14 protein-coding genes are annotated in these 13,603 nt (G+C 62.6%); 10 read left to right on the top strand and 4 right to left on the bottom strand.

Annotation, left to right across the window (positions count from 1 at the left end):
* The first annotated feature begins 3 nt into the window (after positions 1 to 3).
* Positions 4 to 867: a cytochrome-c oxidase, cbb3-type subunit III gene (gene ccoP, locus SJ05684_RS09150; RefSeq protein ID WP_034850585.1), complete on the top strand. Its 864-nt coding sequence runs from the start codon at positions 4 to 6 to the stop codon at positions 865 to 867.
* Between the two features lie 617 nt (positions 868 to 1,484).
* Here ccoP and SJ05684_RS09140 read toward each other — a convergent pair.
* Positions 1,485 to 2,561: a class I SAM-dependent methyltransferase gene (locus SJ05684_RS09140; RefSeq protein ID WP_034850584.1), complete on the bottom strand. Its 1,077-nt coding sequence runs from the start codon at positions 2,559 to 2,561 to the stop codon at positions 1,485 to 1,487.
* A 250-nt stretch (positions 2,562 to 2,811) separates the two neighbouring features.
* Between SJ05684_RS09140 and SJ05684_RS09135 the strand changes: the two genes are divergently transcribed.
* Positions 2,812 to 3,879: a GlxA family transcriptional regulator gene (locus SJ05684_RS09135; RefSeq protein WP_034850607.1), complete on the top strand. Its 1,068-nt coding sequence runs from the start codon at positions 2,812 to 2,814 to the stop codon at positions 3,877 to 3,879.
* A gap of 328 nt (positions 3,880 to 4,207) precedes the next feature.
* On the opposite strand, the gene SJ05684_RS09130 is transcribed toward SJ05684_RS09135, so the two are convergent.
* Positions 4,208 to 4,561 (bottom strand): VOC family protein, encoded by a 354-nt coding sequence (locus SJ05684_RS09130; RefSeq protein ID WP_034850582.1) that lies wholly within the window; start codon positions 4,559 to 4,561, stop codon positions 4,208 to 4,210.
* A 19-nt stretch (positions 4,562 to 4,580) separates the two neighbouring features.
* Positions 4,581 to 4,988, bottom strand: a complete 408-nt coding sequence (locus tag SJ05684_RS09125) for an SRPBCC family protein (protein WP_034850580.1) — start codon at positions 4,986 to 4,988, stop codon at positions 4,581 to 4,583.
* 135 nt (positions 4,989 to 5,123) lie between these two features.
* Here SJ05684_RS09125 and SJ05684_RS09120 point away from each other — a divergent pair, with 135 nt between their 5' ends.
* The 3 genes from SJ05684_RS09120 (at position 5,124) to SJ05684_RS09110 (ending at position 6,938) form a co-directional block, all read left to right on the top strand.
* Entirely contained in the window at positions 5,124 to 5,435 is a 312-nt protein-coding gene (locus SJ05684_RS09120; RefSeq protein ID WP_083846037.1) for a hypothetical protein, read from the top strand.
* A 142-nt stretch (positions 5,436 to 5,577) separates the two neighbouring features.
* On the top strand, positions 5,578 to 6,189 hold the full coding sequence (locus SJ05684_RS09115) for a class I SAM-dependent methyltransferase (protein WP_034850578.1): 612 nt from the start codon (positions 5,578 to 5,580) through the stop codon (positions 6,187 to 6,189).
* Positions 6,190 to 6,341: 152 nt separating this feature from the next.
* On the top strand, positions 6,342 to 6,938 hold the full coding sequence (locus tag SJ05684_RS09110) for a GNAT family N-acetyltransferase (protein ID WP_034850576.1): 597 nt from the start codon (positions 6,342 to 6,344) through the stop codon (positions 6,936 to 6,938).
* 429 nt (positions 6,939 to 7,367) lie between these two features.
* On the opposite strand, the gene SJ05684_RS09105 is transcribed toward SJ05684_RS09110, so the two are convergent.
* On the bottom strand, positions 7,368 to 8,105 hold the full coding sequence (locus SJ05684_RS09105; RefSeq protein WP_244426563.1) for a TetR/AcrR family transcriptional regulator: 738 nt from the start codon (positions 8,103 to 8,105) through the stop codon (positions 7,368 to 7,370).
* Between SJ05684_RS09105 and SJ05684_RS09100 the strand changes: the two genes are divergently transcribed.
* The 5 genes from SJ05684_RS09100 (at position 8,092) to ccoS (ending at position 13,580) form a co-directional block, all read left to right on the top strand.
* Positions 8,092 to 8,820 (top strand): NIPSNAP family protein, encoded by a 729-nt coding sequence (locus tag SJ05684_RS09100; protein WP_034850606.1) that lies wholly within the window; start codon positions 8,092 to 8,094, stop codon positions 8,818 to 8,820. The genes SJ05684_RS09105 and SJ05684_RS09100 overlap by 14 nt on opposite strands.
* Before the next feature lie 257 nt (positions 8,821 to 9,077).
* Positions 9,078 to 10,652, top strand: coding sequence for a cytochrome c oxidase accessory protein CcoG (gene ccoG, locus SJ05684_RS09095; RefSeq protein ID WP_034850572.1), 1,575 nt, complete (start codon positions 9,078 to 9,080; stop codon positions 10,650 to 10,652).
* On the top strand, positions 10,649 to 11,146 hold the full coding sequence (locus SJ05684_RS09090; protein WP_034850571.1) for a FixH family protein: 498 nt from the start codon (positions 10,649 to 10,651) through the stop codon (positions 11,144 to 11,146). Before ccoG ends, SJ05684_RS09090 begins: the two co-directional genes overlap by 4 nt.
* Positions 11,143 to 13,425: a cation-translocating P-type ATPase gene (locus SJ05684_RS09085; protein ID WP_050979886.1), complete on the top strand. Its 2,283-nt coding sequence runs from the start codon at positions 11,143 to 11,145 to the stop codon at positions 13,423 to 13,425. Before SJ05684_RS09090 ends, SJ05684_RS09085 begins: the two co-directional genes overlap by 4 nt.
* Positions 13,422 to 13,580 (top strand): cbb3-type cytochrome oxidase assembly protein CcoS, encoded by a 159-nt coding sequence (gene ccoS / locus SJ05684_RS09080; protein ID WP_034850568.1) that lies wholly within the window; start codon positions 13,422 to 13,424, stop codon positions 13,578 to 13,580. Before SJ05684_RS09085 ends, ccoS begins: the two co-directional genes overlap by 4 nt.
* The last annotated feature ends 23 nt before the right edge of the window (positions 13,581 to 13,603 follow it).

Here is a 13,603-nt window from a genome sequence, read left to right as displayed (position 1 = left end):
TCCATGGCGGACAAACATATCGACGAGATCAGCGGAGTCGAAACCACCGGACATGAGTGGGACGGCATCCGCGAGCTCAACAACCCGATGCCGCGCTGGTGGGTCTACACCTTCTACGCGACCATCCTCTGGGGCATCGGTTACGCGATCGCCTATCCCTCCTGGCCGTTGCTGACCGAGGCCACCAAGGGGGTGCTCGGTTACTCCAGCCGCGCCGAAGTCAGCGCGGAACTCGCCGCGGCGAGGGCGGCCCAGGCCGGCAATATGGAACGCATCGCTTCAAGGACGGTCGAAGAGATCATCGCCGATCCGCAACTGCAGCAATTCGCGATTGCGGCCGGTGCTTCGGCCTTCAAGGTGAACTGCGCGCAATGCCATGGATCGGGTGCGGCCGGTGCCGAGGGCTTCCCGAACCTGAACGACGATGATTGGCTCTGGGGCGGTGACCCTGAGGCGCTCTACCAGACGATCGCCCACGGCGTCCGCCATGCCGGCGATGACGAGACGCGCATCTCGGAGATGCCGTCCTTCACCGACATGCTGACGCAGGATGAACTGCGGCAGACCGCCGCCTATGTCGTAAGCCTCACCAGCGCGCCGTCCGATGCGGCTCTGGTGGAGCCCGGAAAGCAGCTCTTTGCGGATAATTGCGCCTCGTGCCACGGGGTGGATGCAACCGGCAGCCGTGAATTCGGGGCGCCGAACCTCGCCGATGCGATCTGGCTGAAGGGGAGCGGCGAGCAGGCGATCATCGAACAGATGAAGGCACCGAAGCACGGGGTGATGCCCGCCTGGCTGCCGCGCATTGGCGACTCTACCGTCAAGCAGCTCGCGGTTTTCGTCCATTCGCTGGGTGGCGGCGAGTAGGCTAGCGCCGGGCGTCTATCAGACGCGCAAAGGCCGCCGTACCGCCGTGAATTGCTGCCGCGGTTCGCCGATCCGGCAAAGGAACGGCGGGGAAAATCCTCACACTTTTCCTTCGCCGCTCCTGCCGCGCGTTCCTGATCGGGGCGCGCGGCATTTTTGCGCGCCAATCTGCAGAGGTGCTAAAGTGCACGATCTGCAGCGACTTCGTGCGTCTCTGTAGAGATACTCGAATGGAGGACGCGAGATGGCAGAGGAATGGCCGATGTACATCCTGCAGTGCCTCGTCGTCTTCGGTCTGGTCGCCGCCTTGTTCATCCGTTTCGGCGAGTAGCGCGGTCGGCACGGCTAGCGCGTCGGCCCGAAAATCGGATCCGATTCTCGAAATCACCATGGCTAGGTTCAAAGAGCTGCAGCGCCCTTTGCGCGTCCAAAGGGCCCACGGCGCTGAGCGTTTGCAGTCAGATGGAATCAGCCGACGTCGCTGCACGCGGCGCAGCCGGAAAATAGGCCCGCCGGGAGGGCGGACTATCTCCGGGACCCTACACGAGGTTACGACCCGTCCCGCAGGCGGATCGGGGCTGGCAGATCGGTCGGCCGTCCGAGAGCGGGTGGACGGGTCAGAGCCTCGCTTCGAGAACGAGATTGAATGGCGTCTCGAAAGCGCGGCGGAAGCGGGTAAAGCCGGCTTTGCGGAAGACGTCGGCCAGCCGCGCCGCGCCGGCCTGCGCGCCAAGCACCAGGCGGCCACCATCCGAGATCGCATGGGCGCAGCAGATCGTGGTCGAGGCCGCGTAGTACAATCTCCCCACCGGGGAGATGTTGTCCTCGACCCGATCGTTGGCGAAGGGCTCCACCAACATCACCGTGCCGTCCGGTGCGAGTGCCTGGGCGGCATGACGCGCTGCCGCGACCGGATCGCCCATGTCGTGGAGCGCATCGAAAAAGCAGATCAGGTCGTAATCCTCACCGGGATAGCTATCGGCTCGCGCGGCCGCGAAGGTAACCTGCTCGGAAACGCACGCTTCGGCCGCGGCTTTCCGGGCCTCAACCAGCGACTCCTGGTGCGAGTCGAAGCCGCGGAACTCGGATGCCGGGAAGGCCTCTGCCATAAGCACTGTCGAATGGCCATGACCGCACCCGGTATCGGCGACAAGGGCACCGGCTTTGAGCTTGTCGACGATACCGTCGAGAGCAGGCAGCCATTCGGAGACGAGGCTCGCCTTGTAGGCGTTGCGGTAGAACGAGGCGACTCCGCAGGAGAGCCGTCCGTCGTGGTCGCCCCAGGGAATACCTTTACCTGTGCGGAACGCCTCCACGGCCTTGTCCTCATCGGCCCACATCGAGGCGGGTACGGCCCAGGCGTTGGGAATGAAGGTGGGGCTGTTGGTGTCGGCAAGCACGAGGGCCTGCTCCGGCGTCAGCTCGTAGGTATTGCTGACGGCGTGGTAGGCGACGTAACCGCCGGCAACCTGCGAATTGAGCCATTCGCGGACGTAGCGTTCAGCGCATCCGCTGCGCTTGGCCAGTTCGCGTGCGCTGAGCGGGCCGGCCCCGGCCATTTCCTTGTACAGGCCGAGCCGGTTACCAAGGCTGATCATGACGCCGCCGTAGCCGGCTGATAAGTCCTCGATCGCCCGTGCGACCAGCGCGTTGAGTTTCGCAGAATCGATTGTGCCGTGGTGGGTGTGTTCCATATCAATGTCTCCTGTCAACGCGCCCAGGGAAGGGCGGCGGCTGGCTCGAAGAATCGCAGAGACAGGAGAAGACGGGCAGAGCCGGATTTTCCGGAATCGGGTCTTTTGTGCCAAACCGACAGCGTTATTCTTGCTCCCGCTATAGTACCGGTGCGTCCGTACGGGCGTTGCTGTAAGCTCATGAATCGAGGTAGCGCGCTTTTTGAAAATCGGGTCCGATTTTCGGGCCGATGCGCTACAAGGCGTTGACATGCAGCACCATACCGTTGCGACCAGATCCGAGCCGTTCCACGTGAGCCTCGTCGCCATTCCGGAGGCCGTCGTATCGACGCTCTCCGGCATCTTCGACGTGATGAACGCCTTTGCCATGATGCCGTTGTCGGAGATCGTATGTTTGCAGGCACCGCCGTTTCACGTCGAGATCGTTGGGCTCAAACCCGGCCTGCTGGAACTAGCCAGCCGCATCCCGGTTATGGTGCAGCGCAGCGTCGATGAACTCAGTGAAACCGATATCATCATCGTCCCATCGATCCTGCTTGGCCCGGAGGGCTGGCAGAAGGATCTGCATCCAGAACTGGTCGATTGGCTTCGCACGATGCATAGCCGTGGCGCACTCCTGTGCTCCGCCTGCTCAGGCATTTTCCTGCTCGCCGAAACCGGGCTCTTCGATGGCGAGGAAGCGACGGTGCATTTCGGTTATGCGGGAGCCTTTGCCCGCGCCTTTCCGGAGGTGTCGATCCGCCCGGAGCGCGTGCTGGTCGTCTCCGGTAAGAGCGAGGAACTGATCACTTCCGGCGCTTCCATGACGTGGCACGATCTGGTGCTGTACCTGATAGCCCGCCATGCCGGCGCGACCTCGGCACAGAGCGTCGCACGATCCTTCGCCCTCCAATGGCATCAGGACGGGCTCGCACCCTACATCGTATTCGAGGGGCGCAAGGAACACGGCGATCAGGCGATTCAGACGGCCCAAGACTGGGTTGCCAAACACTTCTCTGTGGCCAATCCCGTGGAAGAGATGATCCGGCGCACTGGTCTTGCCGAACGCACCTTCAAACGTCGGTTCACAAACGCCACGGGCTTTAGCCCGATCGCCTATGTGCAGCGCCTGCGAGTAGAAGACGCCAAGCGTCGTCTTGAGCGGACAGAAGACACGGTAGACGAAATCAGCTGGCGGGCCGGCTACGAGGAGCCTGCCTTCTTCCGTCGCCTCTTCAAACGCGTCACCGGCCTGTCGCCCGGGAGCTATCGGCGACGCTTCAAGATTCCCGACTATGCTCGTCCTGGTTCCCAAGCCGAACGTCCGGGAAAACCTTGAAGAGAGAGGCGGGCTATGGCTCCTAAGCTTCTGTCGGTATTGCCGTAACGGTGGCGATCCGGCGCCATTTCTCGAGCCGCTGGGTGCAATTCTCGATCAAGTGCCGCCACTTCTCATGTCGGCCCTTGGGGGGCGGGTCCCTGGCCCTTGAGGAAGTAAAGTGACGGCGAAACTGTCGCGCTCGTCAGTTCGGGAGCGGGCCGCGCTCATGTGCGTCCGCGCCACCGCTCGAGCCGCATTTCTCATACTCCTTGTGCCCTGCGTGCTATTCGTTTGGTTTTACCGCATTTGTGCGCCGGCAGGGGATCTCACCTGACTGCAGAATGCTCTATTGCTCCGACCAGACCGCCAGTTCATAGCCGTCCGGGTCGGTGAAATGGAAACGCCGTCCGCCGGGAAAGGCGTAGATCGGCTTGACGATCTTGCCGCCGGCCGCCTCGACGCCGGCCTGCGCTTCCTCGATCCGGTCGGCATAGATGATGACGAGTGGTCCGCCGCTTCGCACCGGTCCGAGCGTGGTGAAGCCGCCCGTCAGCCGACCATCGGCAAACTCGCAATATTCCGGCCCGTAATCGGTGAAGGTCCAGCCGAAGGCGCTGCCATAGAAGGCCTTGCTGGCGGCGATATCCGCGACGTTGAATTCGACGTAATCGATGCGGCGGTCGTTCTCTTTGCGGCTCATGTCGTTCCCGTCCTTCCAATCAGTCCTTGTCGGATTCCAGGATGGATTTAAGCGTGGCGAGATCTTTTTCCACCCACGCCGCGTCGTCGGCAAATTGCGCATCGCTCATCCCCGGTTGCCTGAGCAGGGTGAACATCACCTCGGCGCCGTCGCCGTTCGGCACGACACGCAGGGCGTTTTGCACCTGCCGGCCGTCTTCGAAGGTGACCAGGTGATCGACGACGCCGTAATCATTCTTGGCCACGAAACGTACGCGGGCATTGCCGAGCGGCCCGGGCGCGATCCAATCCTCGCCGTCGCGCGTCAGCCCGGAGGAGAGGCCGGAGGCCCAAAGCGGCATCTTCTCGCGCTCCGCCATGAAGGCATAGACCTCGCGCCAATCGCGCGCGATCGAGATGTGGACGATTCTGGCGGGCATCGGGGGCATGGGCATGCTCCTGTCGTTTCGGGACCTCGATTGAACAAGGCGATCGGTGAACGGTATCCGTTATTGAGCTACTCAGCGCGTGTTCAGGCCACATTTGCGGCCTATGCAATCAAGAATAGACTTAAGAGGCATGCAATGCTCAAATATCTCTTCTTCGCTGCTGCTTCCGTCCTGATCACCTCGCCCGCACTTGCTGACCCTTACAAGGACGAGAGCGGCAATCGTTCGTCCCCTGTCTGGAGAGGGGATCGGCAAGGCGGCTGGAATAATCACCAGCGCTATTCAGATCGCATTCCCCCTGGCCACTTGCCTCCGCCGGGACTCTGCCGCGTTTGGTTCTACGATCGCCCGGCCGGGCATCAGCCGCCACCGACAAGTTGCCGCAAGGCCGAGCGATTTGCTTATCGCTATGGCGGCCGGGTCATCTGGGGAGGGGAGTGGGAGTAAGGCTGCATCGAACTCCACTGAGCCTCCGCTCACCAGGAGGAGCCTGGCAAGTGGTCATCGGGAGATCGGAAGCAGATCAGACCGGAAACCGCGAAACGCAGTCCATAGGCGCAGACCGTTGCGTCAATTCGGAGGAGCGGCGATGGGAATATACAGAGATGTGATCCTGCCGAAGTTGTGCGATCTGTCCATGCGCAACGAGCGCCTGCATCCCTATCGCGAGCGCGTGATCGGAGCGGCGGAGGGCCGCGTTCTGGAGATAGGCAGCGGCTCGGGCCTGAATCTGCCCTTTTACCGTCCGGTCGCCCAGGAAGTTCTGGCGCTGGAGCCTGACCCAACCCTGCTCACCATGGCCCGTCGCGTGCCGTATTCTGGACTGTCGGTCGATTTCATCGAAGCTTCTGCGGAAGCCATTCCGTTTGAGGACAAGAGCGTCGACACCGTCGTCACGACCTGGACCTTATGCACGATCCCCGGAGCTGCGACGGCGTTGGCGGAGATGCGCCGGGTGTTGAGGCCCCAGGGCAAGCTGCTGTTCGTCGAGCACGGGCTCTCGCCTGATCGGGGCGTGCGCTGGTGGCAGGATAGCCTCACGCCGGTTTGGCGTCGCATCAGTGGTGGCTGTCACCTCAACCGACCGATCCAATCATTGATAGAAGACGCAGGCTTTCGGATCGATCGGATCGAGACGGGCTATATGCGAGGGCCGAAGCCACTGACGTTCATGTACGAAGGCAGCGCAAGGCCTAATTAGCGCCCTTCCGGGATTCGCCTCCGGCGTCGTCTTTGCGGTGATCATGCGCGAGCGCTGATCGGTCGGGCGGTGAGGACGAATTGAAGATCACCTGACGTCATTCGAAAAACCGCCTATGATAGATTTCCGCCCGAAACTTTCCGGAGATCCACATGATCCGGCTTGAGCCACCCCTACGCCTCGCAGGCGAAGCAGATGCAAGGGCGCTGGCCGATCTCGTCAACTTTGCTGGCGAGGGTTTGCCCTTGTACATTTGGGAGGGACTTGCAAAGGAGGGACAGGATCCTTGGGAGATCGGTCGCTCCCGGCAACTACAAAAGGTGCGCGAGGACCAGATCGTCGTTGTGGACTTTGGAGACGGTGCGGTAGCAAGTCTGACCGGCTACCCGATCGGCTCCGAGCCCGAGCCAATTGCCGATGACTTCCCCGCCCTGTTCCGGCCGCTTCAAGAACTGGAGAACAAGGCACTCGAAAGCTGGTACGTCAATGTGCTGGCCTGCTACCCCGAGTACCGCGGGCAAGGGCTTGGTTCACGGCTGCTCGATGTTGCAGAACGATTAGCGCAGGATGAGTCGCTTCGCCGGATGAGTGTCATCGTCGCCAGCAACAATACAGGTGCAAGACGACTGTACGAGCGGCATGGCTACCAAGAAGCTGCAACACTCCCCTGTGTGAAAGAAGGCTGGGAGACCGATACGGAGCACTGGGTGCTTCTGATGAAATCGCTCCGCCCAGCGAATGATTGTTAAGCCTGCAATTTGAAACGCCAGAGCGTCACGTCCTCGTCGTTATCGCGAACGGCAAGACAACGATGTCGAGCAAGGTCGGCGCGGCCCAGCAGATCACCGACTTGGATGAAGTGCTCGGTACCGCCCCCACAGAGGCGCCCGAGACGTGAAGAGGATCGCAGCAATCACCGATCTCTCAGGCCGCAGCGCGACCGCACTCAACCGGCCGCAGCCATAGTGGCAGGAGCCGGCGACAATCTCCCGATCGTGCATGCGGTGGATGACAGAAGAAGGCGGAGCGCCCGTCGAAGGAAGGCTTCGGTAAGGCGGTGCCGGCAGGCCATCCTGCTGCACGCCAGGAAGCACGTTCTCGGCTGATGGCCGCTCGGCCTCGACTTGTTGCTGCCGTGCAACAAAATTCCTCCAAGGCCGCTCACGTCGGAGCGGGCATCAGCTGGCCGGAGCCCTCGGGAAATATTTCGATGTCATAAGCGCCGCGAGTTCCGCACGGCAGTCGACGAGCGGGCGAACATCCTGGCTGGCTTTTGCTATCGCCATGGCTCCGGAATAGGCGGCGACTACCAGCGTGGCAAGGCTGCCAGGGTCTATGCCGACAACCCGGTTTGAGTCGATGTCCGACTGAAACTTTGCCGACAGCGCCTCATGCCAAATGGCGAAAACACCACCGAGCGCATCGCGCATCTCATCATCGTGCTGGGCGACCTCCATGCTCATGTTGTTGAGGGGGCAGCCGCGAACCGAGCCTTTGCGTGCCAATTCTCCGATGATGTTTCCAAAAATGCGATCTATGGCGCTTGGTGCGTCTGCACACCCATGAAGCGGGTCTATCCATGTCTTTCGTACGGCTTCGGCTACACGGCTGCGGATGACCGCGAGCCCGAGATCCCGCTTTGCCGGGAAATGATATGCCATAGCACCGCCGGACACGGAGGCCTTGGCCCGGAGCTCTAGCATTCCCGTTGCCAGGTATCCCTGGGTCACAAAGGCATCATAGGCTGCGTCGATAATCCGGCGACGCACGCCCTTGGGGTCATTGGTTCTCTTGTTTTCGATCATCGGAGCCCTTTTGAGATTTTCGACTACAATACGCCCTTGACAAAACAGGTCAATCGTCCTCCTGTAGAACAGGATGATTGACCTGTTAGGAGTTTCCATGAACTCGCACACTGTGTATGAACTCCGCCGCTATCGGCTGCGCCCGGGAGGCAGGGAGGCATTGATCGCCCTGTTTGACAGTGAATTCGTAGAGCCGCAGGAAGAACTGGGCATGCGCATCGAGGGCGAGTTCCGCGACCTGGACGATCCCGATGCCTTCGTCTGGGTACGCTCTTTCAAGGATATGGAATCACGAACGGAAGCGCTTAGTTCTTTCTACTCGGGTCCGATCTGGAAGAAATATGGTCCGGCGGCCAACGAGACGATGCTCAATTCAGATAATGTGCTGCTCCTGCGGTCGGCAGGCGACGTGCGACCGTTCTCACACAACCTACAACGGAAACAGGAGATGACGCGGCCCCAACCAGACGGCCTCATTCTCGTGAATATCTGCTCGCTGGCGCCCGGGACGGAGGACGAATTCACAAAGTTCTTCAGTGAAAATGCACTGCCAATATTGCTGGATGCAGGCGCCCGTATAGAAGCTGTATTTGTCACGGAGCGAAGCGTAAACGGCTTTCCGAGGCTCCCGGTTCGTGAGGGGGAGACGGTGTTTGTCTGGTTCGAGTGCCATAAGGACGTGGAAAGTGCAGCCCGCCATCAAGAGCAGTTGCTACAGCACGTCGGTTGGTCGGACGAAGTCTATCCACGGATGGACGGCCACTGTTGGCGGAGAATCGAAGCGACATGCCTAACACCGACGTCGCGGTCGCTTTGCGCCTGGTGATTTCAATTCGCCGGCACAAAGACGACCGCGCGGCTTTGTCACCGAATTTGCGCTCGATCGAAGTCGAAAGAGCAAAGGCAATCGTACTTAGCTGCCAAACTCTCCCTCAAGATCGGGCGGCTCCAGCTGAACCACGAGCGCGTTTCGACGCACCATGCGGCATTAGGGCGCAAACTTGACGCAGATCAAGGCTCCGGGGCGATCGATCGGGCACAAGTCGGACCGATAGATGTGAATACCCTTGGGAACTCCCGCAGATGCAGCCTCAATCGGTCAATCAATCCCGGTCCGTAGAACTCTTCGAGGCCGAGCCGGTCAATGCGGCGCGCGTGCGAAAGCCGCTTTACGAAAAGCGCCGCAAGATTTTCCCGAAGCGGGCCGAAGGCAGTTTCCGCCGGTTCAAGTGGCTGGTGATGCTTGTGACGCTCAGCATCTACTATCTGACGCCGTGGATCCGCTGGGACCGGGGCGCGCATGCGCCGGACCAGGCGGTCCTGGTCGATCTTGCCGCCCGCCGCTTCTACTTCTTCTTCATCGAAATCTGGCCGCAGGAGTTCTTCTTCGTCGCCGGCCTTCTGGTGATGGCCGGCTTCGGCCTCTTCCTCGTGACCTCCGCCGTTGGTCGCGCCTGGTGCGGTTACGCCTGTCCGCAGACCGTCTGGGTCGATCTGTTCCTGGTTGTCGAGCGCTTCATCGAAGGCGACCGCAACGCCCGCATGCGTCTCGATGCCGGACCCTGGACGCTCGACAAGATCCGCAAGCGCGTCGCCAAGCATTCGATATGGCTGGTAATCGGCCTTGCGACCGGCGGCGCCTGGATCTTCTATTTCGCCGACGCGCCGTCCCTGCTCAAGAGCTTCGTCGCGCTCGAGGCGCCGCCCGTCGCCTATTTCACCGTCGGCACCCTGACCTTCACGACCTATGTCTTCGGCGGTTTGATGCGCGAGCAGGTCTGCACCTATATGTGCCCCTGGCCGCGCATCCAGGCGGCAATGCTGGACGAGAACTCGCTCGTCGTGACCTATAACGACTGGCGCGGCGAGCCGCGCTCGCGCCACGCAAAGAAGGCCGTGGCGGCCGGTCAGGTGGTCGGCGATTGCGTCGACTGCAATGCCTGCGTCGCCGTCTGTCCGATGGGCATCGATATTCGCGACGGCCAGCAGCTCGAATGCATCACCTGCGCGCTCTGCATCGACGCCTGCGACGGCGTCATGGACAAACTCGGCCGCGAACGGGGACTGATCTCCTATGCGACGCTCAGCGACTACGCGGCCAATATGGCGCTCGCCACCGGTAACGGCACGACGGCCATCGACCCGACTCGCGTGCGCGATGCAAACGGCGCCTTCGTCGACAAGGTCAGGCACTTCGACTGGCATATCGTCTTCCGGCCGCGCGTCCTCATCTATTTCGGCGTCTGGACCCTGGTCGGCATCGCCATGCTCTACGCGCTGGTGTCGCGCGATCGGCTCGAACTCAATGTGCTGCACGACCGCAACCCGCAATTCGTCGTCGAGTCCGATGGCTCGGTGCGCAACGGCTACATGGTCAAGCTGCTGAACATGATCCCGGAGCAGCGCAACATCACGCTTTCGATCGACGGCATGGCGTCGGCGCAGATGCGCATTGCCGGTCAATCCCCAGGGGACGGCCGCAGCTTCACCATTGCCGTCGATCCGGACAAGGTCACGCCGCTCAAGGTCTTCGTCACCCTGCCGAAAAACAGACTTGACGAGGCGGAGGACGGCTTCTCGCTGGTCGTCGAGGACCCTTCGAGCAACGAGCGCGACACTTACCAGGCAAACTTCAACCAGCCGGGAACCGAACGATGAGCAAGATACGTACCGACCGTCCGCACGTGTTCACCGGTTGGCACATGGTCGCGGTGATGGCCCTGTTCTTCGGCACGGTTATCTCGATCAATCTGGTGATGGCCTGGAACGCCAGCCGCAGCTGGAGCGGTCTTGTGGTGGAGAACACCTATGTCGCCAGCCAGCAGTTCAACGGCAAGGTGGCGGAGACACGCGCCTTTGCCGAAAGCGGGATCAAGGGGCAATTGGTACCGGGACGCGGCTCCATCCGCTACACGCTCACCCGCAAAGGCGAGCCGGAGCGGAGAGCGGACAGGATCGTCGCGATCCTGAAACGCCCGGTCGAGGAGCACGAGGATCTTAACATTGAGTTCAAGCGCACGGGCGAGGGCATGTTCGTCGCCGCGCTGGCGCTCAAGCCCGGACAATGGATTGCCGATCTGACGGCGATGGCCGGAGACGAGGTCGTCTACCGGCAGGCCATTCGCTTCATCGCGCCGGGAGACGCCCAATGAGTTGCTGCGCCCCGGGTGTCGAAACTGCTGTAGAACCCGAGGGGGGGCTGGGGCTGCCCGCCTCCGAGGAGCTCTGGCTTGCGAGCCAGTGCCTCGGAGGCGGGTCACGCCAGACGGAGCTGAGCGTGCCGGGTGTCCATTGCGGCGCCTGCATCACCACGATCGAAGGCGCACTGCGTAGAAGGCCGGAGGTTGAGCGCGTCCGGGTCAACCTGTCCTCTAGGCGCGTTTCGATCGTCTGGAAGGAGGAGGTTGCCGGCAAGCGCACGGATCCCCGCGAATTCGCCCGCGTCATCCGTGATCGCGGCTATGAAGCGCATCTCTTCGCCGCCGGCGAGGAGGAGGAAGACGCCGTCCTGAAGCAACTGATCCGGGCCGTCGCCGTTGCCGGCTTCGCCGCCACCAACATCATGCTGCTCTCGGTTTCGGTCTGGTCGGGTGCGGATGCCGCAACCCGCGATCTTTTTCACTGGATCTCGGCATTGATCGCCGCGCCGGCGCTCGTCTATGCCGGACGATTCTTCTATCAGTCCGCCTGGAACGCCCTGCGATATGGCCGCACCAACATGGACGTGCCGATCGCGCTCGCGGTGACGCTGTCCTATGGCATGTCGCTCCACGAGACGATCGGCCATGGCGAACATGCCTGGTTCGATGCCTCTGTCACGCTCCTCTTCTTCCTGCTGATCGGCCGCACGCTGGACCATATGATGCGGGGGCGGGCACGCTCGGCGATCAGCGGGCTTGCGCGCCTCTCGCCGCGCGGTGCGACTGTGGTCGATGCCGACGGCAGCCGCGAGTACCGGCCTGTCGAGGAAATCAGGCCCGGCGAACGCCTGATGATTGCGGCAGGGGAGCGCATCCCTGTCGACGGGCGCGTGCTCGCCGGCGCCAGTGACCTCGACCGATCCGTCGTCAATGGCGAGAGCGCGCCGGTACCGGTCGGCGTCGGCGAACTGATCCAGGCGGGCACGCTCAACCTCACAGGACCGCTCACACTCGAGGCGACGGCGGCAGCCCGCGACTCCTTCCTCGCCGAGATCATGGGGCTGATGGAGGCAGCCGAAGGGGGCAGGGCGCGCTATCGCCGTATCGCCGATCGAGCAGCGCGATATTATTCGCCGGCGGTCCATCTTCTGGCGTTCCTCACCTTCATCGGCTGGATGTTCGTCGAAGGCGATGTGCGCCATGCGATGCTGGTCTCCGTCGCGGTTCTCATCATTACCTGTCCCTGTGCATTGGGTCTGGCGGTGCCGGTCGTGCAGGTGGTCGCCGCGGGGCGGCTCTTCCAGGGCGGCGTCATGGTCAAGGACGGCTCGGCCATGGAACGGCTGGCTGAGATCGACACGGTGCTCTTCGACAAGACCGGCACGCTGACGATCGGCGAACCTCGGCTTGTGAATGCCGACGAGATCGCGCCGGCGGCGATGGCGATTGCCGCGGCACTCGCGGCGCATTCCCGCCATCCGATCGCGAGGGCGCTGCATGATGCCGCCGGTGCGGCGGCACCGCTGGCCGGGGAGATCAGGGAGATAGCCGGCGCGGGCATCGAGGCGAACACGAAGGAAGGCGTCTACCGGTTCGGCAGCCGTGCCTTTGCCTGTGCCGGTGCCGGCGAAGCGAGCCGCCAATCGGAAGCGGTCCTGTCACTTGACGGGGGGGAACTTGCCTCCTTCCGTTTCGAGGACCGCTTGCGTGCCGGCGCAGGCGAGAGCGTCGCGGAACTCCACCGGCTCGGGCTCGAAACGGGCATCCTCTCCGGCGACCGCGAGCCGGTCGTCGCCGAGAGCGGCCGAAAGCTCGGCATCAGGCGGTGGATCGCGGAACTGTCGCCGCGCGGCAAGGTCGAGGCCTGCGCCTCTGCGGTCGAGGGCGGACACCGGGTCCTGATGGTCGGCGACGGCATCAACGACGCGCCGGCGCTGCGCGCCGCCCATGTGTCGATGGCGCCGGCAACCGCCGCCGATGTCGGCCGCCAGGCCGCCGACTTCGTCTTCATGCACCAGACTTTGACGGCCGTTCCCTTCGCGATCGAGACCTCGCGCCAGGCGGGGCGGCTGATCCGCCAGAATTTCGCACTGGCGATCTGCTATAACGTGATCGCCGTTCCAATCGCGATCCTCGGCTATGCGACGCCGCTCGTCGCCGCAATCGCCATGTCCACCTCGTCGGTGATCGTCGTCGCCAATGCGTTGCGGCTGAGGGGAGGGGGTATCACGGAACCTCAACGACAAGCACCGATGCATGCGGCGCTGCTGCCCGCCGGGGACGCCCGATGAACACGCTCGTCTATCTCATCCCCATTGCGCTTTTCCTGGGCGGGCTCGGCCTCGCCGCCTTTCTCTGGGCACTGAAGAGCGGCCAATACGAAGATCTCGACGGTGCCTCCTGGCGCGTCCTCGACGATGGCGACGGAAGGCCGGAAAAGGGATGATCAAGAGGGCGGATGCCATGGCG

Source organism: Sinorhizobium sojae CCBAU 05684, from assembly GCF_002288525.1.
GTDB classification, from domain to species: Bacteria; Pseudomonadota; Alphaproteobacteria; order Rhizobiales; family Rhizobiaceae; genus Sinorhizobium; species Sinorhizobium sojae.
This window is presented reverse-complemented; position numbering and strand designations above follow the sequence as displayed.

Excerpts from the sequence above, each read along its gene's own strand:
- ccoP (WP_034850585.1), top strand. The coding sequence starts at position 4 with ATGGCGGACAAACATATCGACGAGATCAGCGGAGTCGAAACCACCGGA.
- SJ05684_RS09140 (WP_034850584.1), bottom strand. The coding sequence starts at position 2,561 with ATGGAACACACCCACCACGGCACAATCGATTCTGCGAAACTCAACGCG.
- SJ05684_RS09135 (WP_034850607.1), top strand. The coding sequence starts at position 2,812 with ATGCAGCACCATACCGTTGCGACCAGATCCGAGCCGTTCCACGTGAGC.
- SJ05684_RS09130 (WP_034850582.1), bottom strand. The coding sequence starts at position 4,561 with ATGAGCCGCAAAGAGAACGACCGCCGCATCGATTACGTCGAATTCAAC.
- SJ05684_RS09125 (WP_034850580.1), bottom strand. The coding sequence starts at position 4,988 with ATGCCCCCGATGCCCGCCAGAATCGTCCACATCTCGATCGCGCGCGAT.
- SJ05684_RS09120 (WP_083846037.1), top strand. The coding sequence starts at position 5,124 with ATGCTCAAATATCTCTTCTTCGCTGCTGCTTCCGTCCTGATCACCTCG.
- SJ05684_RS09115 (WP_034850578.1), top strand. The coding sequence starts at position 5,578 with ATGGGAATATACAGAGATGTGATCCTGCCGAAGTTGTGCGATCTGTCC.
- SJ05684_RS09110 (WP_034850576.1), top strand. The coding sequence starts at position 6,342 with ATGATCCGGCTTGAGCCACCCCTACGCCTCGCAGGCGAAGCAGATGCA.
- SJ05684_RS09100 (WP_034850606.1), top strand. The coding sequence starts at position 8,092 with ATGAACTCGCACACTGTGTATGAACTCCGCCGCTATCGGCTGCGCCCG.
- ccoG (WP_034850572.1), top strand. The coding sequence starts at position 9,078 with ATGCAGCCTCAATCGGTCAATCAATCCCGGTCCGTAGAACTCTTCGAG.
- SJ05684_RS09090 (WP_034850571.1), top strand. The coding sequence starts at position 10,649 with ATGAGCAAGATACGTACCGACCGTCCGCACGTGTTCACCGGTTGGCAC.
- SJ05684_RS09085 (WP_050979886.1), top strand. The coding sequence starts at position 11,143 with ATGAGTTGCTGCGCCCCGGGTGTCGAAACTGCTGTAGAACCCGAGGGG.
- ccoS (WP_034850568.1), top strand. The coding sequence starts at position 13,422 with ATGAACACGCTCGTCTATCTCATCCCCATTGCGCTTTTCCTGGGCGGG.